This window comes from Pedobacter antarcticus (assembly GCF_900103515.1).
Classification (GTDB): domain Bacteria; phylum Bacteroidota; class Bacteroidia; order Sphingobacteriales; family Sphingobacteriaceae; genus Pedobacter; species Pedobacter antarcticus.
In genome coordinates, this window is the sequence record NZ_FNGZ01000002.1 from 546,005 (window position 1) to 566,076 (window position 20,072).

Genomic DNA, 20,072 nt, shown 5'->3' on the forward strand with positions numbered 1-20,072 from the left:
GTATGCTGACACTGTTAATCTTCATTAGCAGTTGCGGTGAAACTAATTCCGAAAAGAAGACCTCAGCAGCCAAGGCTCCTGAAATTAAAACACTGGTATTAGAATCCCAACGTTTAGCGAGTGAGTTGAAGATGCCTGGAGAACTGATCGCCAATCAACAGGTGGACCTGTATGCCAAGGTGAGCAGTTTTGTGAAAAGCCTTAAAGCTGATGTAGGAACACAAGTAACCGCAGGGCAGCTGTTGGTGACGCTGGAAGCACCTGAGATGAGTTCACAGCTTGCGGCTGCGGAATCCAGATTGAAAGCCCAAGAAGCAGTTTATACGGCAAGTAATGCGAATTACAATCGGTTATTGGCGACTAGTCAGACCCCGGGTACTATTTCCACCAACGATCTCGAGCAGGCGCTGGCTAAGAAAAATGCAGACCTTGCACAACTCCATGCTGCGAAAGCTTCATTTAAAGAGATAGGCACAATTCAGAATTACCTGGAAATCAGGGCGCCATTTGCAGGAATTATATCTTCAAGAAATGTAAATGCCGGTGCCTATGTAGGGCCATCCGGAAAAGGTTCTGAGTTTCCACTTTTCACCGTTCAGGAACAGAAGCATTTACGTTTGGTAGTTTCTATACCAGAGCAATACACCGGGTACCTGAAAACAGGGGATACCGTCACTTTTAAAGTCAAATCACAGCCGGCCGCTTTATTTACTGCTACGGTAAAAAGAATGTCTGGTGCATTGGATCAGCGATTACGTTCAGAGCGCGTAGAAATGGATGTAGCCAATCTGGATAAAAAATTACTTCCTGGGATGGTTGCCGATGTGTCTATTCCGTTACCAGCAAATGCAAGTACATTTGTTGTTCCAAAATCTGCTATAGTTGATGGATCAGAAGGAATTTATGTGATTCGTTCAAAAAATAACCGTGCAGAGAAGGTAAACATTAAAAAAGGAAGAGAAACCGACGATAAAACTGAGATTTTTGGAGATCTTACCGCGGGTGACAAACTTGTTGCAGTGGCAGGGGAGGAAATCCACGACGGAGATCCAATCAAACCATAATTTTACAATCCAGGGAAGAGACATGCTTAAAATTTGCGCAAATTTATGGCGTGAAAAAAAGTATGTCTCTTTTGGAGTTTTATGAAATGCTTGCGCATAACAGACCAGATGTTGTTATCCCAAATGCGATCGATGACGTACACACCGGGCATTTTAATGTATTTAAGAGATTTGGCTTTTGCTCACTAAATCCATCTCCTTACAACCGGCGTGAATTTTATAAGATCTCTCTGGTAATTGGCAAGGGCGTACTATATTATCCGAATCAAAAAATAGAAGTTAACGGATCTGCACTTCTATTTACCAATACGACCATCCCGTACTCATGGGAAACCACATCGGAATTTCAATCTGGTTACTTTTGTCTCTTTACAGAAAGTTTCATGCGGCAGCGCAATGAACCACTTAGAGAAGGTCTTTTATCTCGCATTCAGGAAAACCCCGTTTATCCGCTTAATTCAATTCAGGTAGCCGACATCAGTAGGGTATTTGAAAAAATGATAGCTGAAATGGATTCAGATTATGCTTACAAGTATGATCTGATGCGCAATTATGTTAATCTTCTCGTTCATGAAGCCATGAAGATGACACGTTTAGATACACAAAGTAAGATAACGAATGCGTCTACAAGGATTGCTACTTTATTTTTTGAACTTCTTGAAAGGCAGTTTCCCATTCATTCCACAGATCATGTGCTGCAACTTAGGACAGCTAATGATTTTGCAGCTAAACTATCGATTCATGTGAATCACCTGAACCATGCAGTTAAAGAGGTAACTGGTAAAACTACGTCTGAACACATATCCGGGCGCATAGCTACAGAGGCAATTGCTTTGTTACAGCATACGGAATGGAATATTTCTGAAATCGGGTATTGCCTGGGATTTGAATACCCTGCTAATTTTAATCAGTTTTTTAAGCGGCAGACGATGGCTGTTCCACGTTCATTCAGAGATAAAAATGCGCAACCACCGAGGCATTTAGATTTATGGAGCGGTAATTGATTAGATTTTACCGTGGCGGAATATATATCAGGTTAATCTTTTAACAGAATTTAACATGAAAATGGCCACTTAATTTGTATTATTGGTGCAATTAGCTTTCTGATTTATGCTTTTAAAGCTTATTTGAACAGGTTAAAAGACTTTAGGTGTGTGTTTCTATGATTACTAAAATTCAGAAAAGGTCTTTTTATCTGCTTTTTTTACTATTTACTTTTACTATATCTTCCGTAGCTGCGCAGTCAACTGTTGTAACCGGAGTAATTACAGACGCTGCAGATAAACGACCTGTACCTTCCGTTACTGTAATTTTCAAAGGGACAAAAATAGCGACCAAAACAGATGCGCAGGGTAAGTACCGGTTGAGTGCACAAATGGCTTCGACCCATATAGAAATAAATTATGTTGGTTATAAAACTCAGTCTGTTCCGGTAAAAGCAGGGCAGGAACAGCAAATCAATATCATACTTCAAGAAGATTCTCAGTCTTTAAATGAAGTAACCGTTAATTCCGCAAAAAAAGCTAAATACAGAAACAAAGACAACCCTGCTGTCGAACTTATTCGTCAGGTAATAGCGCATAAATCTCTGAACAGGTTGGAAAGTGATTCTACTGTCGAGTACCAGCAATATGACTGGATGCAGTTTTCTTTAAGTAATCTTTCTGAAAAGTTCAAAAACAAGAAAATCTTCAAAAACTATCAGTTCCTTTTCGACGAACAGGATTCCACAGCAGTAGGTGGTAAAAATATATTGCCTGTTTATCTGCGGGAGCGGCTTTCTCAATATTATTATCGCAAAAGTCCACAGAAAACTAAGATTATTACGCTCGCAGACAAGCATGTGAATTTTGACGATGGGCTGGTAGATAACAATGCTATCGGCAATTATTTTGAGCGGATGTATGCTGATGTAAATATTTATGACAATAACATAGTTTTTACCAACAGCCAGTTTTTAAGTCCGATCGCGGATGGAGCACCTGCGTACTATAAGTTTTTTATTACCGATACGCTAAAAAATCAACAACCACAGCTCATTGAGCTCTCTTTTATCCCCAGACTGCCAAATGCATTGCTGTTTGAAGGGAAGATTTATATCACCATGGATGGTAAATATGCGGTCCAGCAGGCTTTTTTGAAAACGGGTAAAGATGTGAACATAAATTTTGTTCGTGCCCTGGAAGTCAAGCTGAATTTTGAACCGGATTTCCGGGGGAAATTCCATTTGGTTAAAAGCCATTTACTAATGGACTTCGGGTTAGGCAATGAAAAAGGAAGAGGTTTTAAAGGAGAAAGATCAGTAACGATTAAAAATTATAAGACAAATATACCAAGGCCGGACAGCGTGTATTCCGGGGAGAGTCTGGTGATGGCAGCTGGTGCAGAAAACAGGGATGCTGCGTATTGGGCAGATAACAGACTCGATACTATCGGGAAAGATAAGCTGAAAATTTACGGCAATATTGATACTCTGGGGCAGATGAAATCATTTAAGCGGATGATGGATTTGGTGACTTTCTTTTTTATTGGATATAAAAATCTTGGACCTGTCGAAATAGGTCCGTTGTATTCATTCTATACCTTCAATAACCTTGAAGGTTTTCGGCTACGATTCGGGGGAAGAACCACTACGGACTTCAGTACCCGTTTTTACCTGGATACCTATGCAGCTTATGGATTTAAGGACGAAAAGTGGAAATATTTCTTCAGTGGTGCTTATTCTTTCAATAACAAATCTATTTATAAATTTCCACAGAGTTTTGTTCGTGCGAGTTTTCGAAGGGATATGAGTATTCCGGGTGAGGAGTCTGTTAATGGTGTTCAGGAAGATAACCTCGCATCTTCGTTCAGGAGAGGTGTAAATGATAAGTTTTTATATAATGACTTTTACAAAGTAGAATATCAGCAGGAGTATCTGAACCATTTTTCATTTAACATTGGTTTCAGAAAATGGACACAGAGTCCGGCAGGAAATCTAGTTTTTGCAAGACAGACAGATCTCGGGCCACAGCAGCTGTCGCGGTTGACAAGTACAGAGTTTAACCTGAGGCTGCGTTATGCGCCATTCGAGAAATTTTACCAGGGAAAATTGTTCAGAGAGCGCATTATCGAAAAATATCCTGTTTTTGAACTGGACTATGCTGCGGGTGTAAAAGGATTATTTGGCGGTGAAAATGCTTATCACAATCTTACAGCAAGCATTGATAAACGTTTCTATCTGGGGCAGTTTGGCCGTTCCGATGTTAGGCTCGAAGGAAATTATCTATTTGGTCAGGTACCTTTTCCGCTGCTTCGGATTCATAAAGCCAATCAATCGTATTCCTATCAGGTTTACGCCTATAATCTCATGAATTTCCTGGAATTTGTAAGTGATCATTATGTAAGTCTAAATGTCGATCATAATTTTAATGGGTTGATTTTAAACCGAATCCCATTGTTACGGAGATTGAAATTAAGAGAGTATGTTACATTTAAAGGATTGTATGGCGGTTTACGGAACGAAAATAATCCGCTCATGAATTCATCTTTATTACAATTTCCTGTAAATGAAGATGGTGTTGCAACCACATATCACCTGGGGAACCGTCCGTATATGGAAGCAAGTGCCGGATTGGGTAATATTTTTAAAGTTCTACGTTTTGATGTCGTTAGAAGATTTAACTATCTGGATCATCCTGATGTTGCCAAGTGGGGCTTGAGAGCAAAAGTCCAGTTCGAATTCTAATTAAAAGACCTCATTCAGGCCAACAAAAACCCCTTTTGAGCCATTCTTCCCAATACCATAATCAATGCAGAGATTGGAACGGCTTTGCTTATTGAAGAGGATGCGCAAACCAGCGCCTGCTCCGGGTTCCCAGTATTGAAATAGCTTCGTTTTTTGCTGATTGCTGGCAGTTTGTAAATTAAAAAATGCTACACCGCTAAATAGTTTATTAGCAGAGATTGGGAAGCGGTATTCCAATTCGTTATAAAAGAAAGACGGGCCTTTAAATCTGGCGATAGTATAACCTCGTCCAGTTCGCTGTTCTGTATCACTGCCAGTACCGGGTAATTCCATATAAGGCAACTGACCCCGGAGCAGATAAGAGCCCCAGATCCAGTATGCAAGTACATGTTCAGGGTTTCGTTTTGACAGGCTCCAGTATTTTCTCAGCTCTGTTTTCAGTTGCATTGCAGACTTCTGACTTCCCATCCAGTGTGTATTCGTTCTAAGGATTACATCGATATATAAACCTTTATATGGCCTGTAAGGCTGATCTTTAGAATTATATTGCATGTTCAGGAGAAAACCACCTGCGATATTCTCGTCGGTATCAAAACCATTCTGTTGGCTATATAATTCATTGTAAACACCAGGCTGACCGGTGGCCGGACTTTCCTGCGTAATCTTTTTATAGTAGTTAAACGTAAGACCGGCACCCGCATAAAAGTTATCAAGGATACTTTTATAAACCATTTCACTAAGTTTTAGAAAGGTGTATCTGAGCGGAAGGGTTAATGGGTTTTTCTGGCCGGTTCCGATTCCATCGTCTTGTATAACCGTTTTGCCGAGGTTCCAGTTTCCTACAAGATTATACTGGTTCCTTGCTGTATAAATATTATGACTTAATTGAATAAGGGCCAGCTCATTTGTTGAAAGCACCCCGTAGGCATCAAATATGGAAAGTGATGTACTTTCGGGATTCCCCAGGTATTCACTGCCCGAAATGTCTGCACCAAATTCAAAACCGGTACTGGGTGTATAGCCGACGGAGGGTAGAATAGCGAAACTACCCTTATTGTTAACTATAGGTGCAGGTGTGTTTTTCTTTAAAATCAACTTTCTGAACACATCAACTACGTCTACTGCCACACTATCTTGAGCAACAGCATGCATACTAAGTAGTAGCATAACACTCAGGAATATTGCCCTTCGTGATAGGATTATTTTAGGTAGAGTTTTGATCTTCATGCAAGTATTCGAAAATAAAAATACACTTATTACTCTTATCTCTACAAACCGGTACAAATAAAATTTGTTATGGTCATTATCTACCTGGATTAGATGCCGGTACATGAATTTTTTATAATTTCAATCTGTGCTAATTGTAAAATTAATGGGAGGTTCAGTTAGATGAAAATGGCGTATTTATATTATAAGTGGTTTGTTTGCAGTGGTATTGAACGGAATTTGACGCGTTTATGTATGATTAATATGTTTTGAGGCATTACAATGAAATATATAAATGCTTATTTACTTCAAAAGGACACGGAAATTGACTAAAATTGCGTCTATACCGGGACAAACCCTTAAATCTGTTAAAATTGTCCCGTCCAGGTATAGTTTTTTATAAGGTTCAGGCCTGTCCGGAAGAACAAATAGTGATTATGAAACAAATATTGAAGATTGGCGTAGATTCAGCAGCGCCTTTTCCATTGCACAGCGATTATAACTCTACGACATTTGAAGGGTTTGAAGTAGACATGCTGCAGGCAATAGGTAAAGTACTTAATCTGGAATTTCAATATGAAGTATCATTATGGTCTAATATTTTGGAGAAGCTTTATAAAGGCGAACTTGATATAATTTGTTCGGCGGTCACTATGACCAGTTCCAGGCAGATGATTCTGGAGTTTAGTACACCATATCTCGAATTTAAACTTTGTGCAGTTGTCAATAAAGGCGATACGCATGGCGATGACCAAACTTTTAAAGATAAAAGAATTGGTATCCGTATTGCTACAGAAGCAGAGAAATACGTGATGTCTAAATTTCCTTCCAATACAACAGTTCATGCGGAAACAAATAAGGAGTTGTACGAAAAGTTGCTGGATAGAAAAATAGATGTTTTAATTGATGATTCTCCAATTGCAGGAGGTTTTCTGGATAAATATGATAGTCTTGAAATTGGACATTTCATACCGAATTCAGATTCCAGATATGCCATAGCGATGAAAAAAGGGGATATTGAACTTAAAGAAAGAATCAACGAAACATTAGAGCTGCTGCATGAGAACGGGACTTACGATGCCATTTATGAAAAATGGTTCAGCCATATCCGGTTGTCCTGATAAACAATAAATATTAAGCTTTGCACAAGAAAAAGAAAGATAAAGACAAAAAGAGCGACAAATCTGACGCTAAGTCTAAGAAGAAAAAGAAAGAGTGCTGCGAAAAATATAAACTTGGAAAACGGTGTAAAAACTGTCCTCTGGGTTAGGTTGTGTCAAACAAAAACCCATTCCAATTGCTTTTCATGTAGTATTATAATTAAATAACATGGAAAAAATAATTCAAGTACTCTTCGATACAGAAGCATCCGCATTCAGTGGACTCAAAGCGATACAGAATTTATCTGCTAATCAGGATATTTCTCTGGGAGAATCCTATGTCCTGAGTAAAAATGAGGCCGGTCAGGTAAATATTCGTTCAGCAAAAGATGAGTCTGCGGGCTACAGCACAATTGGTGGTGGGATAGTAGGCGGTTTAATAGGTTTGCTTGCGGGCCCTCTGGGTTTGCTTGTAGGAATTGGTGCGGGTATGGTTGCAGGTTCCGCGGGTGACACTTTGCGCGCAGAGCAGGTTTCCGATTACCTGGACGACGTTTCAATTAACATCCCACCAGGAAAAGCACTATTGGTTGCTCATGTTTGGGAAGATTGGGAAATACCCGTTAATACTGTTTTAGAGCCATTTAAGGGGCATATACATCGGTTGGATATACAGGAAGATGTATTTGTACCGGCAGAAAAACAGCTTAATCAGCTAAGCGATCAAATTTCTAAAACCGAAGCTGCATATCTTGCTGCAGATGAATCAGGTAAGTCGGCCTTGAACCAGGAACTCCTTGATTTAAAGATAAAACGCGAAAAATACAAAGAACAGTTTCAAGGTACGTCAGGCCACCAGGAAGCTCAATATAATGAGTGGTTAAAGGCAGAAAGGAAGTCGGACGACGAAACAACCTATACTTCTGAAAGCTGGGAAGAGAAGCAGGGACGCTTAACTGCAAGAATCAATGCACAGCAGAATAAATTAAATGAGCTTCTGAAAAAAAGATAAAAAGCTGTAATCAATTATGATTTAACACAGTTCAGGGCATCTTCAAAAGGTTAAAAACGATATATTAGCTGACCAAATAATATTAAAGCCAAATATGTCAGTTAAATCCAAGCCATTTACTCTTCATGAGGACTGGGCAGTTGTAATTCTCGGTGCCCTGGTTATTGTTCTTTCTTTATTTTTTTATATAGTCCCTGTACCGGTGTTTAAATGGAGAAATACAACTGAATTGATGTCGGTTGTATTAACTGCAGGAAATCTTAAAATTGTTCTCATTCAGTTTGTCTTTGTGTGCTTTATCGGCATCGCGGGGGCACGAATTACGGGGAAATCAGTGCGAAATTTTGTTGCTGGTTTCCCTTTTGTGTATCTGCTCACTATAATTGCGCTGCTCATTGCAGGTAATTCGACAATGCGGTCGCTTAATCTTGAAGCAGTAATTTTTAGTTTGGTTATCGGGCTTGTCATCGGTAACTTTTTTAAGCTGCCGCAATGGTTCAGGGATATGTTGTCGACGGAGCTTTTTGTTAAGATAGGCTTGGTCCTGTTGGGGACAACGATTATATTTTCCGACATTCTTAAGGCAGGTTCTTTGGGGCTTATTCAGGCACTGATTGTCGTACTTTCAGTATGGTATTTTGCTTTCTGGTTATGCAGGAAGTTTAAAATAGATGATGATTTGACTATGATGATCTCTTCAGCAGTATCTATTTGCGGTGTTTCGGCAGCCATAGCCACATCAGGAGCAATAAAAGGTGATCCTAAAAAATTATCCTATGTAATATCTATGGTGCTCATTACGGCAATTCCGATGATGATCTTTATGCCATACATTGCGAATTATTTTAACTTTCCGCAGGAAGTTACCGGCGCATGGCTTGGCGGTAGTATTGATACTACCGGTGCTGTTGTTGCTTCAGGAAGTCTTGTAGGAGAAGAGGCACTTAAAATCAGCACGATTGTTAAATTTTCTCAAAATGTATTGCTGGGTATCGCTGCGTTTGCTATCAGTATTTACTGGTCTTACCGTAAAACCGACGGTGCTGATACAGTTGAAAAACCAACATTAAAAGTAATCTGGGACAGATTTCCGAAATTTGTACTCGCCTTCGTAGCGGCTTCCTTATTATTTTCTTTTGCAGTGTCGGCTGAAACTGCGGCCGGAGTTAAAGATAGTTTGAAAAATATGCAGAACGCCTGGTTTACGCTTGCCTTTACAAGTATCGGTTTGGAAACAAATTTTAAGGACCTGTTCAAAAATGAAAATAAAAAGCCTTTGTATGCCTTTCTGCTTGCTCAACTTTTTAATGTGATTATTACACTCATCATTGCCTTTATCTTATTTAATTAGCCTGCCGGCCATTGAAAAAATAGATTAAATTTGTGGCATGACTATAGAAGAATTAGAAGCATATTTTGATGGTATCGAATTGCCTGCTCAAATAGACCTTGAAGCAGGAGTTGTTATTGCTGATGTGCCGCTTTTTTTGGAATCGCATCTTAGCTATGTGAAGAATAGTGGGAGTTTAAAATCCGCTGACGTATTCGTGAAAAGGCTGCACCAGTTACATGATCGCTTAGAACAAATGAATCAACAGCGGATCTAATAAGATGCAAACGTCAGTTCAGACGTCGCCTTCCGGAATGTTTTTACTTCGTTGGCTTGTTTTTGCCCTGATCCTGTTTAAAGTTTTTCTTGATATTCCCAGAAATGCTGCAATATTATCTACAGGCACATTTCTGAGTACATGTGGTGAGTTTCTGGCTAATATGACATAATTTTCAAGTGCAGAGTTAGCACTGAACTGGTATACCCGTTTTTCCTGGAAAATTTCATAATCAAGTATAATACGCTGAGTATAGTGATGTATTTCTGGGAAATCGGCAGAGAGAAGCTTTAGATCTTCGTATGTAATGTATTTTAGAATCGAAGGGTTAACTGCTTCGATATACTCCATAGTTGGTTTCTGAAGGAAAAAAGATTCCGCGGACAGAATCAATTCCCGTTCATTCCAGAACCTGTACGGTACTTTTCTGTCTTCCTTCCATTTATATCCCATCATATATCCTTTTTCAAGAAACCAGATACGGTCTGCCGGGTCTCCGGCCTGCTGCAGAAAATGGCGCTTTTTGATATGTTCAGTTTTGATTATTTCAATTAACCGTTGCCGTAAATCTGCATTGACAGGGTTTAGAAAGGTGAGGAAATTTATCAGCTCAAGATTATTCATAATAAAAGGATTAGGGATCCGATGGTGATTTATATTGTTAAATATTTAATTATCAGTAATATATGATAAAGTTTTTGTTAAAAATAACCGCATTTGATGCTATTTTTTTGATGAAAATCAAATTCAATCTAATAAGTTTCAAATTTCTTCTGGTAAAGCTCAATTTCTATTAGCTGCCGAAAAACTATTTTTCTTTAGCATAGGACATCCGGTCAGAAATACACACTGTATATATAGAGGTGTATTAATTTCAATCATATGTCATCAGATTTTTCACGTTTACTGTATTTGTTATCCAGATTTCTCAGGAGCACTCTTTCCCTGGCCTTTTACTTTGAAACAAATACACTCCAGCAATAAGATGCATATTAAACGTATTCTGTTACTATTATCGGGCGATGTTTGGTGTCAAATAGTTCAGGTTTAGTGTATGGTGATGAAAATTAGTTATCAGACCTGCACCGATGATGAACTTCTGCGGTGTATCTCTGAAAGTGATAGCGAAGCCTTTAATGAAATTTATCAACGTTACTGGAAAAAGCTTTATAATGAAACCTATAAAAGGCTGCGTAATGCACAGCTTGTAGAAGAGATTGTACAGGATGTCTTTATAGACATGTGGACCAAACGCACTTATTACCAGGTTAAAAGCATCTATGCTTATCTCTTGATTTCTATGCGCTATAAGACATTTAAAGAGTATCGAAAAAGCAAAGGTGTTTCATTTTTCGAGATACCCCTGGATGATATTTATGCCTCCGGAGATCAGGCCGACTCCAGACTTAACGTAAATGAATTGCAAACCTGCATTGAATATTGGCTGTCTATGCAGCCGGAAAAAAGAGCAGTCATTTTTCGCATGCGCTATCTTGATTATTTAAGTACCCGGGAAATCAGCACAATTTTGGGTATTTCCCAGAAAACGGTTCAGAATCAGTTAATTACGGCCTTTACCAGCCTGAGAGAATTTATAACCAAATTGTTGATACTGGCTTTATTCTAAATCTATAAGGCGAATGTTATGCAATGTGCTTGCGGTAAGTAGTTCATGTTAATTTGCTTCAACATATAAAATAGCATAGGAGAGTGGTTTCTTTTCCGACACTGTTATAGTATAAGGTCGTTATCAAACAAATAAGATGGAATCGAATCTTTTGAAAAATGAATTTCAACAATTTGTCGACCTGTATCTGGAAGGAAACGCCGATGGCGATCAGAAAAGGTTAGTAGAAAGCTATTTTGAACTTTTTGCTCAACAGCCGGACGTACTTGATGAATTATCTGATCTGGAGATATCTGTAATAGATAAACGTTTACACGATATGATCAGCAATAATATTCAGCTACGCCGGTCTGTTCTCAACCGTAATCAAAGATATTTCTATGTGATTATGACAGTTTTTCTAATCGCAGGTGGTCTTTTTATCTACCATAATAAGGTAACTGGACTAAATGATGAGCCATTAATTCAGGCAGCAATAAAGCCGGGCAGCAACCGGGCTACTCTTACACTATCCGATGGAACAGGTCTGGTGCTGGACAGCAATTATAACGAACTTCCCGGTGACAAATTCCCAGGAATGGTTTTTAAAACCGAACGGGGGCTTTTAAGCTATAAAAATATAAGGGTTAATGATTTAAGGAAGAGCTCTTTAAATAGACTTGTATTGTCAACCCCCAGGGGCGGGCAGTACCGGGTAATCCTTCCTGACGGGACGAAGGTATGGCTTAATGCTGCTTCGAGTTTAATTTTTCCTGTGGTCTTTGATGAGAAGGAGCGAACAGTACATTTATCCGGGGAAGCTTATTTCGAAGTAGCTAAAAGAGTGTCCTTACCTTTTACAGTTTGCGCAAAAGGACTGCAGATCCGTGTGTTAGGCACTCATTTTAACCTTTCTGCTTATCCAGAGGAGCCTATATCCAGCACTACACTTCTCGAAGGCAGTGTTATTATTGTTCCTAAAGCCGGAACGACCTTAAAACGGCTGCTTCCCGGAGAACAGGCTGTTGTTGACGAAGCATCTGGTTCTGTTATAGTTACCAAAGCAGATACTGAGGGTGCAACTGCATGGAAAGATGGATATTTCTCATTTGATAACGAGTCTTTGGAGACTATTCTCAGGAAGTTAGAACGATGGTATGATGTGACTGTCTGTTATGATAATCAGGACCTGCGTAAGCTTCAGTATACCGGGATCCTATCCAGAAATAAAGATATAGCTCAGGTATTAAGAAAATTTGAGCTGACAAATACTGTTAAATTTAGAATAAAGGGGAGAATAATTACGGCTGCTTTAAACTAATGTGAGTACCAATTAATTAATAACTTCTGTAAATGAATAATAATCTGTATATTCGTGCCATATTTAATAATAATACAATGCAAGAAGGAGTAGTAAAATTTTTTAATGAGACTAAAGGTTTTGGATTTATCGTACCATCTAATGGTGACAGCGAAATCTTTGTTCATTCAACAGGCTTGTTAGCCAGCATCCGTGAAAACGATAAAGTTACTTACGATGTAGAAGAAGGCCGTAAAGGTCTTAATGCAATTAATGTTCAGTTAGTCTAAATTTTTAATTTATATAATTGAGTGAGCCTTCCCGATCATCGGGAAGGCTTTTTTTTGTTTCTTTTTTTCGTAGGTATTGTTTCGTACGAAAAGTTTCCTACCTTTAGAATATGAAACAGCAAAACTATACATCCTCATCCGATATAGAACCCACTAAATCGGAACTTGAAATTCTTCAGGTTCTCTGGAGTGCAGGCCCATCTACTGTTCGTCAGGTAAATGATCAGCTTAATAATTTACGTCAGGTTAATTATACCTCTACATTGAAATTAATGCAGATCATGGCTGAGAAGGGCATCCTTAAAAGAGATGAAAGTCAAATGAAGCATATTTATCATGTTGTTGAAGAAGAGAAAAAAACCAAAGAGAATTTGCTGGGGAAATTCGTCGACAATTTATATGATGGATCTTCAAGCAAATTAGTCATGCAGCTGCTAGGTAATCAGAAAACTTCTAAAGAGGAATTACAGGCTATTAAAGATATGCTGAATCAATTAGATCAATAAACCATTTTGAACCACAAACTATGGAACTTTTAATTAAAGCTATTGGATTTACACTGCTGCATTCTTTGTGGCAGGGACTGCTACTATCCTTGATCACTGCGTTGATCCTGGTTGGCGGTAAAAATTTGAGCTCTGCATCAAGATACCGGTTTTTAACCTGGTCGCTTGTGCTTTTCGCTTCCGCAACCCTATTTACTTTTGCATCCTATATGATTCAGGACCAAAGTATTGTAGGTCCGGTAATGAGCCATCAGGCAAATGTAGGAATTCCGGCTGTTGATACTCTTCAAGGTAAATATAGTCCGGCTGAATCGGGGGTTTATGAACTTTCTGCATTTGCAGCGAATGGTATAAATACTGCCGGTGATTTTTTCTCCAGAAATACAGATCTGATTGTATTGGTTTGGTTTTTAATGTTCTGCGCTAAAAGTCTTCAGCTACTGACAGGTTTGCATGGAATATATCGATTGAAAAATACCAACGTAAAACCTGTTTCCGAATTCTGGCAAAACAAAGCAGAAGAGCTGGCCGAAAAGCTTAATGTTCAAGCTGTTGTCAGATTAATGGAATCCGGACTGGCCCGTGTGCCAATGGTTATTGGTCATTTTAAACCGGTAATTCTAATTCCTATTGGCTTAATCAATGCCATGAGTACAGCAGATGTAGAAGCCATACTTGTACACGAATTAGCGCATATCCGCCGCAGAGATTTTATAGTTAACATATTGCAGAGTTTGCTGGAGATGATTTTTTTCTTTAATCCAGCTGTGATCTGGATTTCAGAACTGATCAGAGCCGAACGTGAAAACTGTTGCGATGACATCGCTGTTACCCAGCTTAGTAATAAAGCGGTCTATATCCGTGCATTGGTGAGCTGTCAGGAATACGAACACGGCGCCCCTGGGTTAAGCATGGCTTTAAAAAATGGACAGGGACAACTAATGCATCGTGTGAAAAGATTGCTTGGGCAATATCAATCACCTGTTACGAAGATGGAGAGAGTAATATTATCATTATTGATGATCGTCGTAATATTAACTACGGCTGCCTTTAAAGTCCTGCCTGAAAGAGCTGCTGTAAAAACAAAGCTGGCTTCCAAAGAGGTATCTGCTACCAAGGCTCAACCAGTTGCTAATCAAGACCATTCTGATGCTAACCGCGATCAGCAGGTTAGCAGTACTACAGAACACCAGGTAGTAACTACTACGACAACAGTGCGTCCGGATAACCCTGTTGATGTTGCGGCCGAAATACCGGTAGTAGCAGATGTCCCAGTGCAGGAAACAGTTGCAATACCGGTTAAACCTGCTTTGCCAGTTGTTCCTGGGATGTCGCCTGCTGTGGTTGCTTTGCCTGCTCAGAAAAGTGACCGCGTTAATTCCGAGGCGTTAATTGCTGATTTAAAAAAGCATAATATGATTGAAGATGATCGTGATTTTAAAATCCAGCTTAATCAGGACGGCCTATATATAGACGGTAAAAAGCAAAGTGCGGTCTGGCACAAAAGGGTTATGCGCAACTACGTCAACGAGCCTAATAAAAAGCTCAATTACACTACTACAGTGCGAATTAACTAATTATATCAATTTCTCATAATTTATTCCTGTCTCTCGTTTTTACCGGGAGCAGGGATCGCTTTGCCCTTGATTTGCAGCTGGCATCTGTGCTATCTTAAAATTCTTATAAATGAAAAAATATTTAATGATGCTATTTTTAGCATGGTATGGCACCGCTGTGTCTTTTGGGCAAGTAGCTGGATCGAAAATAAAGGGGACTCTTCTGGATCATCAGGGTGTTGGGATCGATGGTGCGACGATGTCGGTAAAAAAACAATCAGATTCATCACTCGTGAAAATGGAGTTCAGTGAGGCTAATGGGAGTTTTATTTTTAGTGGGATAGCTCCCGGAATCTATTTACTGGATGTAAATCTGATGGGGCGAAGAGTTTATCAGTCTGTCTCTCTTGCTATTACCGCCGGTTTGCCGGTGTTGGATCTGGGTTCAATTCGTATTCAGGAACAGCAACAGTCTTTAAAAGAAGTGTCTATTGTATCTAAAAAGGCACTGATTGAACATCAGATTGACCGGACCGTATTAAATGTCGATGCCTTGATTAGTAATGCCGGAACTACGGCAATGGATGTATTGGAAAAATCTCCGGGAGTAAGGGTCGATCAAAATGGGCAGATTAGTCTGAAGGGGCAGCAAGGGGTAACTATTTTTATTGATGATAAGCCAACATATCTGTCCGGGGCAGACCTGGAAGGTTATTTGAGGAGTCTGCCGGCAACAACTTTAGACAAGATAGAAATCATGAGTAATCCTCCGGCTAAATATGATGCTGCTGGAAAAGGAGGAGTTATTAATATAAAGACGAAAAAGCAAAAGCTCAAAGGATTTAATCTTGGGATTAATGCATCTGCAGGTCAGGGAATATATACAACAACAAATAATAGTATTGACTTTAATTACAAAAACAATAAGATTAATGTATTTGGTAATGCTGGCTACAGTTTTCGCAATGGGGCATCGGACCTTCATATCTATCGGAACTACAGAGATGAAGCTGGTAATCATACCGGATCATTCGATCAGCAGACTTTTCTACGCAGGAAAGGCTGGGGAATAAACGGACTTCTGGGGGCAGATTATAGTCCGTCAGAATTAACGAGCTGGGGCGTGGTATTTACAGGTTTCTTACGTAAACCGAATTCAAATAATCTCAGTGAGAACGTTATTAATGATGCTGCAGGTAAACTGGAATCTTTGGTTAAAGCGCGTAATGTGGAGAATGGAACTTCAGATAATTTCGGTGCGAATCTGAATTACCGCCATTTATTTAAAAAAGACGGACCCGATATTTCAGCTGATCTTGATTATTTGCGTTATGGATCTGGTAACAAACAAGATTATGTTAACGACATATATAACGCTGACAGACAGTTTGATCATGTAGAAGGGTTAAATGGTAACTTGAAAGGGAATATAAATATTTTAAGTGCAAAAGTAGACTATACACATCCGTTTAGCGGGAAATTGAAACTTGCCGGCGGTTTGAAAAATAGTTTTACAGAAACAGATAACGTAGCAGATTATAGTAATACGCTGGGAGGTCTTACTACCCCGGATTATGATAAATCCAATCAGTTTAAATACAAGGAAAGGATTAGTGCAGCTTATGTGAATCTGAATAAAGATTTTGACAGATGGAGCGTTCAGGCTGGTCTGCGTTTGGAAAATACAGATTCACGTGGAAGGCAGTTGGGAAATATAATGAAAAGTGACTCCTCCTTTAAAAGGAATTATACAGGCTTGTTCCCGACTCTTTTTATACGATATCAGTTGGACACTTCGGGCAATCAGCAGTTGAAATTCAATTATGGACGTCGTGTTGAAAGACCGTATTATCAGGATTTGAATCCGTTTATTTCACCGCTCGATAAATTCACCTATTATGTAGGTAATCCATATTTACTACCTTCTTTTTCGCAGAAAGTCGAGCTGACTTATGTTTGGAAGAAGTTTAGTACTTCGGTAAGTTACAGTAGTGCCAAGGATGAGTTTAATGAGACTATTGAGATTAAAGATGGGATTTACTACAGCAGGCCGGGAAATATTGGCAGTAGTAAAGTCTTAAGTTGGAATATTGACGCGGGTGTAGATCCCTTGAGCTGGCTTAATTTACAGTTTTATGGAGAGCTGACCAGAATTCATTCTAAAAGTGATTTTTATTCAGGCCTGCTGGATAATAAAGGGGTTTTCACTTATCTTCAGGGGATTGCGCAGTTTAAGCTACAACACGGTTGGAACGCACAGCTGGATGGGAATTACCAAAGTAAAGTAACCAATGCCCAGTTTGTCGTTGGAGAGCAGTGGAGAATGAATATGGGGCTTTCCAAAACCCTTTCGCCAAAAACTACACTTAAACTGAGTGTTAGTGATATATTCAGAACTCAGATCACCAGAGGTACAATCAATAACCTGAATCTGACAGATGCAGGATGGGTGAACAGGGGAGATAGCAGACGTGCAGTACTTACTTTAAGCATGAGGTTAGGTCAGATGAAAGCTAACCGGCCTGATAAACGTTCAGGAGCAGATTCGGAAGCTGACCGTGTGAAGCAATAGCAGGTTTGATTCAGTTGCTGTTTACGTTTTATTTTCCATTGATTTTTTTTTGCTATTCTTCGGGGTTGGTATACCGTTGCGATACCCTTGGTATACCTTTCCTTTACCCAAAGGGTATAGCAAGGGTATCGCAACGGTATACCAAGGGTATAGCAAGGGTAAGGCAACCCCGAAGAAAAACAGAAGTAAACTAGGCGCTTACTGCGATAAGACTAAAGAAATGGCCGAACAAAGACTCCGTTAGACCGATTATCTTAATTTCAGGTCAAGTGCTTCCAGAATTGCCGCATAGATTTCTTCCAGATCGGCATTGCTAATACAATAGGGTGGAAGGATATAGATAATATTGCCTAAAGGACGAAGGATTATCCCTTTATCCAGAAAGAAATTATATAACCAGTCCCGCAGACCATTAAAATAAGAGGTCCCTTCTCCCGTTTCCCATTCAATGGCGAGGATAGTCCCTGTCTGCCGGACGGAGCGGACAAGAGGATGTAGTTCGATTGAAGTTGCAAATGTGCTATGCAGCGCAGCTATCCGCTGTATTGCTGCCTGGCAATCTGGTTCGGCTAATAAATCAAGGCTGGCCGCGGCTGCAGCGCAGGCTAGTGGGTTCGCTGTAAAAGAATGACCATGGAAAAGAGTCTTAAGATTATCCTCAGCTAAAAAAGCAGCGTAAATTTCTGAACTGCAGGTTGTGATACCCAGAGGCATAGTTCCGCCGGTTAATCCTTTGGAAAAACAAAGGATGTCGGCCTGTTGCTGCAGGTGGTCTGCGGCGAAATTTCTGCCTGTGCGCCCGAATCCCGTAAAAACCTCATCCTGGATCATTAGTATTCCGTTCCTACGGCAAAGAGCCATGAGCTGGTCAAGGTGTTCGGCCTTGTGCATTAGCATTCCCGCAGACCCCTGTACCAGTGGCTCGAAAATAAAACATGCGAGGTCTGCAGCGTGGGTTTCGATGATTTTCTGCAGATCTTCCAGGTTATTGCTGTCTGGTGTATCAATATAGATTACTTCGAACATCTGGTTTTTGAACGGGGCTGTCCATGTACCCCGGGCACTCACTGACATGGCGCCGAAAGTGTCGCCATGATATGCGTTTTTAAAAGCAAGAATCTTACTGCGTGGTTGGTTCTGATTATACCAGAACTGGATACACATCTTAAGTGCTACCTCAATAGCAGTTGACCCGTTGTCGGTGTAAAAAACTTTCTGTTGAGAGGGTGGCAGTATATTCAGTAGCTTTTCGGCGAGTTGAATAGCGGGCTCATGTGTGAACCCTGCAAAAATGACCTGGTCTAGCTTACCGAGCTGTTTGATCACTTTTTCTGCAATATAAGGATGGGAGTGTCCATGTAGTATAACCCACCAGGATGAAATTGCATCTATATATTTTTTGCCATCCTGGTCAAAGAGGTACGATCCGGATGCATGATCTATAACTATATGTTTATTTCCCTTATAATGTTGTGTATAAGGGTGCCATATATATTTAGCGTCTCTATTTGTTAAGGTCATATACTACCTCCTTTTCCAGATTGTTTATACGCTGCATTGGTTTTAATCCTAGTAAACTGAAGAGTTCTCTGTCCTGGGAAATGCCGGGATTTGGGGTTACCAATAGCTCTTCGCTTTCACTTGTAAAGATGGAATTTGCACCCGCCATGAAACACCAGGATTGTTCCTCTCCGCTCATTTCTGCTCTTCCTGCACTTAAGCGGACGATAGATGCGGGCATTAAAATCCTTGCAGTTGCAATCATGCGGATCATTTCCCAGGCGTCTGTTTTGGGCATGTTTTCAAGAGGTGTGCCTTTTACGCGGGCAAGGGCATTGACTGGTACAGATTCCGGATGAACCGGTAACGTGGAAAGTGTATGTAGCATACGAATCCGGTCTTCGTGTGTTTCACCCAGACCGATAATTCCACCGGAGCATACGCTGATTCCTGCCTTCCTTACATGATTTATGGTGTTTAACCTATCATCGTAAGTCCGGGTGCTGATAATCTCTTCGTATTTTTCTCTTGACGTATCCAGATTGTGATTGTAGGCATACAGACCTGCTTGCTGAAGTTTTTGTGCCTGACTTTCTGTGAGCATACCAAGCGTGCAGCATACCTCCATGCCAAGCTCATTGACGCCGGTTACCATATCTAGTATGGTGTCGAAATCGCGATTGTCTCTCACTTCCCGCCAGGCTGCAGCCATACAGAAACGTGAAGATCCGGCTTCTTTAGCGCGCGTGGCAATTTGAATAACCTCGTCTCTGCTCATGAGAGATTTCACTTTAATTCCGGTATGGTAGCGCGCTGCCTGACCACAATAGGAACAGTCTTCCGGGCAGCCTCCGGTTTTTACAGAAAGTAAAGTGCATACCTGAACCTCCAGGGAATTGTGAAAATTGCGGTGGACGGTTGCGGCCTGATACACCAGTTCAAGCAAAGGTGTATGGTATATTCCCTGGATTTCTTCGATGCTCCAGTCATGGCGGATGTTTAGAATTGACGACATATTGAGAATTA

The 20,072-nt window shown here is 40.1% G+C and carries 17 protein-coding genes; 13 read left to right on the forward strand and 4 right to left on the reverse strand.

The features are described 5' to 3' along the window. The first annotated feature begins 2 nt into the window (after nt 1–2). From BLR53_RS05950 to BLR53_RS05960, 3 genes are all read left to right on the forward strand, one after another. Nucleotides 3–1,064, forward strand: a complete 1,062-nt coding sequence (locus tag BLR53_RS05950) for an efflux RND transporter periplasmic adaptor subunit (RefSeq protein ID WP_244889457.1) — start codon at nt 3–5, stop codon at nt 1,062–1,064. A 50-nt stretch (nt 1,065–1,114) separates the two neighbouring features. Further along, a complete protein-coding gene (locus BLR53_RS05955) occupies nt 1,115–2,068 on the forward strand; it encodes a helix-turn-helix domain-containing protein (RefSeq protein ID WP_088775962.1) in 954 nt (317 codons plus the stop codon). A gap of 158 nt (nt 2,069–2,226) precedes the next feature. Beyond that, nucleotides 2,227–4,791, forward strand: a complete 2,565-nt coding sequence (locus BLR53_RS05960) for a DUF5686 and carboxypeptidase-like regulatory domain-containing protein (RefSeq protein WP_074587995.1) — start codon at nt 2,227–2,229, stop codon at nt 4,789–4,791. On the opposite strand, the gene BLR53_RS05965 is transcribed toward BLR53_RS05960, so the two are convergent. After that, nucleotides 4,792–6,018, reverse strand: a complete 1,227-nt coding sequence (locus BLR53_RS05965; protein ID WP_176763525.1) for a BamA/TamA family outer membrane protein — start codon at nt 6,016–6,018, stop codon at nt 4,792–4,794. A 416-nt stretch (nt 6,019–6,434) separates the two neighbouring features. Between BLR53_RS05965 and BLR53_RS05970 the strand changes: the two genes are divergently transcribed. The 4 genes from BLR53_RS05970 to BLR53_RS05985 all read left to right on the forward strand — a co-directional run bounded on the left by BLR53_RS05970 (nt 6,435) and on the right by BLR53_RS05985 (nt 9,716). After that, a complete protein-coding gene (locus tag BLR53_RS05970; RefSeq protein ID WP_088775963.1) occupies nt 6,435–7,118 on the forward strand; it encodes a substrate-binding periplasmic protein in 684 nt (227 codons plus the stop codon). A gap of 208 nt (nt 7,119–7,326) precedes the next feature. Beyond that, a complete protein-coding gene (locus BLR53_RS05975; protein WP_037438959.1) occupies nt 7,327–8,109 on the forward strand; it encodes a DUF1269 domain-containing protein in 783 nt (260 codons plus the stop codon). A gap of 94 nt (nt 8,110–8,203) precedes the next feature. Beyond that, nucleotides 8,204–9,460: a YeiH family protein gene (locus BLR53_RS05980; RefSeq protein ID WP_037438956.1), complete on the forward strand. Its 1,257-nt coding sequence runs from the start codon at nt 8,204–8,206 to the stop codon at nt 9,458–9,460. Between the two features lie 37 nt (nt 9,461–9,497). Beyond that, nucleotides 9,498–9,716: a DUF6965 family protein gene (locus BLR53_RS05985; RefSeq protein ID WP_037438954.1), complete on the forward strand. Its 219-nt coding sequence runs from the start codon at nt 9,498–9,500 to the stop codon at nt 9,714–9,716. A gap of 18 nt (nt 9,717–9,734) precedes the next feature. On the opposite strand, the gene BLR53_RS05990 is transcribed toward BLR53_RS05985, so the two are convergent. Next, nucleotides 9,735–10,340 carry a Crp/Fnr family transcriptional regulator gene (locus BLR53_RS05990; RefSeq protein WP_074587999.1) on the reverse strand — a complete coding sequence of 202 codons (606 nt, stop codon included), beginning with the start codon at nt 10,338–10,340 and terminating at the stop codon, nt 9,735–9,737. A gap of 436 nt (nt 10,341–10,776) precedes the next feature. Between BLR53_RS05990 and BLR53_RS05995 the strand changes: the two genes are divergently transcribed. The 6 genes from BLR53_RS05995 to BLR53_RS06020 all read left to right on the forward strand — a co-directional run bounded on the left by BLR53_RS05995 (nt 10,777) and on the right by BLR53_RS06020 (nt 17,546). After that, nucleotides 10,777–11,343: an RNA polymerase sigma factor gene (locus tag BLR53_RS05995; RefSeq protein WP_157282790.1), complete on the forward strand. Its 567-nt coding sequence runs from the start codon at nt 10,777–10,779 to the stop codon at nt 11,341–11,343. A 136-nt stretch (nt 11,344–11,479) separates the two neighbouring features. Next, complete coding sequence (locus BLR53_RS06000) at nt 11,480–12,643, forward strand: FecR family protein (protein WP_074588003.1); 1,164 nt, start codon at nt 11,480–11,482, stop codon at nt 12,641–12,643. A gap of 77 nt (nt 12,644–12,720) precedes the next feature. Continuing rightward, on the forward strand, nt 12,721–12,912 hold the full coding sequence (locus BLR53_RS06005) for a cold-shock protein (RefSeq protein ID WP_037438973.1): 192 nt from the start codon (nt 12,721–12,723) through the stop codon (nt 12,910–12,912). A gap of 110 nt (nt 12,913–13,022) precedes the next feature. Next, on the forward strand, nt 13,023–13,418 hold the full coding sequence (locus tag BLR53_RS06010; RefSeq protein ID WP_074588013.1) for a BlaI/MecI/CopY family transcriptional regulator: 396 nt from the start codon (nt 13,023–13,025) through the stop codon (nt 13,416–13,418). Between the two features lie 20 nt (nt 13,419–13,438). Next, nucleotides 13,439–14,995 (forward strand): M56 family metallopeptidase, encoded by a 1,557-nt coding sequence (locus tag BLR53_RS06015; protein WP_074588018.1) that lies wholly within the window; start codon nt 13,439–13,441, stop codon nt 14,993–14,995. A 109-nt stretch (nt 14,996–15,104) separates the two neighbouring features. Continuing rightward, the gene (locus BLR53_RS06020; RefSeq protein WP_074588020.1) at nt 15,105–17,546 is read left to right on the forward strand and encodes a TonB-dependent receptor; all 2,442 of its coding nucleotides are present in this window, start codon (nt 15,105–15,107) and stop codon (nt 17,544–17,546) included. A 249-nt stretch (nt 17,547–17,795) separates the two neighbouring features. Here the strand turns inward: BLR53_RS06020 and bioA are convergent, their stop codons facing one another. Both bioA and bioB read right to left on the reverse strand, forming a co-directional pair. Continuing rightward, the gene (gene bioA, locus BLR53_RS06025; protein WP_037438944.1) at nt 17,796–19,067 is read right to left on the reverse strand and encodes an adenosylmethionine--8-amino-7-oxononanoate transaminase; all 1,272 of its coding nucleotides are present in this window, start codon (nt 19,065–19,067) and stop codon (nt 17,796–17,798) included. Then, a complete protein-coding gene (bioB, locus tag BLR53_RS06030; protein WP_074588021.1) occupies nt 19,051–20,061 on the reverse strand; it encodes a biotin synthase BioB in 1,011 nt (336 codons plus the stop codon). Before bioB ends, bioA begins: the two co-directional genes overlap by 17 nt. Nucleotides 20,062–20,072: the final 11 nt, after the last annotated feature.

Bases quoted from the DNA above. Each gene is read 5' to 3' on its own strand.
- BLR53_RS05950 (WP_244889457.1), top strand. From the start codon at position 3: ATGCTGACACTGTTAATCTTCATTAGCAGTTGCGGTGAAACTAATTCC.
- BLR53_RS05960 (WP_074587995.1), top strand. From the start codon at position 2,227: ATGATTACTAAAATTCAGAAAAGGTCTTTTTATCTGCTTTTTTTACTA.
- BLR53_RS05965 (WP_176763525.1), bottom strand. From the start codon at position 6,018: ATGAAGATCAAAACTCTACCTAAAATAATCCTATCACGAAGGGCAATA.
- BLR53_RS05970 (WP_088775963.1), top strand. From the start codon at position 6,435: ATGAAACAAATATTGAAGATTGGCGTAGATTCAGCAGCGCCTTTTCCA.
- BLR53_RS05975 (WP_037438959.1), top strand. From the start codon at position 7,327: ATGGAAAAAATAATTCAAGTACTCTTCGATACAGAAGCATCCGCATTC.
- BLR53_RS05980 (WP_037438956.1), top strand. From the start codon at position 8,204: ATGTCAGTTAAATCCAAGCCATTTACTCTTCATGAGGACTGGGCAGTT.
- BLR53_RS05985 (WP_037438954.1), top strand. From the start codon at position 9,498: ATGACTATAGAAGAATTAGAAGCATATTTTGATGGTATCGAATTGCCT.
- BLR53_RS05990 (WP_074587999.1), bottom strand. From the start codon at position 10,340: ATGAATAATCTTGAGCTGATAAATTTCCTCACCTTTCTAAACCCTGTC.
- BLR53_RS05995 (WP_157282790.1), top strand. From the start codon at position 10,777: ATGAAAATTAGTTATCAGACCTGCACCGATGATGAACTTCTGCGGTGT.
- BLR53_RS06000 (WP_074588003.1), top strand. From the start codon at position 11,480: ATGGAATCGAATCTTTTGAAAAATGAATTTCAACAATTTGTCGACCTG.
- BLR53_RS06005 (WP_037438973.1), top strand. From the start codon at position 12,721: ATGCAAGAAGGAGTAGTAAAATTTTTTAATGAGACTAAAGGTTTTGGA.
- BLR53_RS06010 (WP_074588013.1), top strand. From the start codon at position 13,023: ATGAAACAGCAAAACTATACATCCTCATCCGATATAGAACCCACTAAA.
- BLR53_RS06015 (WP_074588018.1), top strand. From the start codon at position 13,439: ATGGAACTTTTAATTAAAGCTATTGGATTTACACTGCTGCATTCTTTG.
- BLR53_RS06020 (WP_074588020.1), top strand. From the start codon at position 15,105: ATGAAAAAATATTTAATGATGCTATTTTTAGCATGGTATGGCACCGCT.
- bioA (WP_037438944.1), bottom strand. From the start codon at position 19,067: ATGACCTTAACAAATAGAGACGCTAAATATATATGGCACCCTTATACA.
- bioB (WP_074588021.1), bottom strand. From the start codon at position 20,061: ATGTCGTCAATTCTAAACATCCGCCATGACTGGAGCATCGAAGAAATC.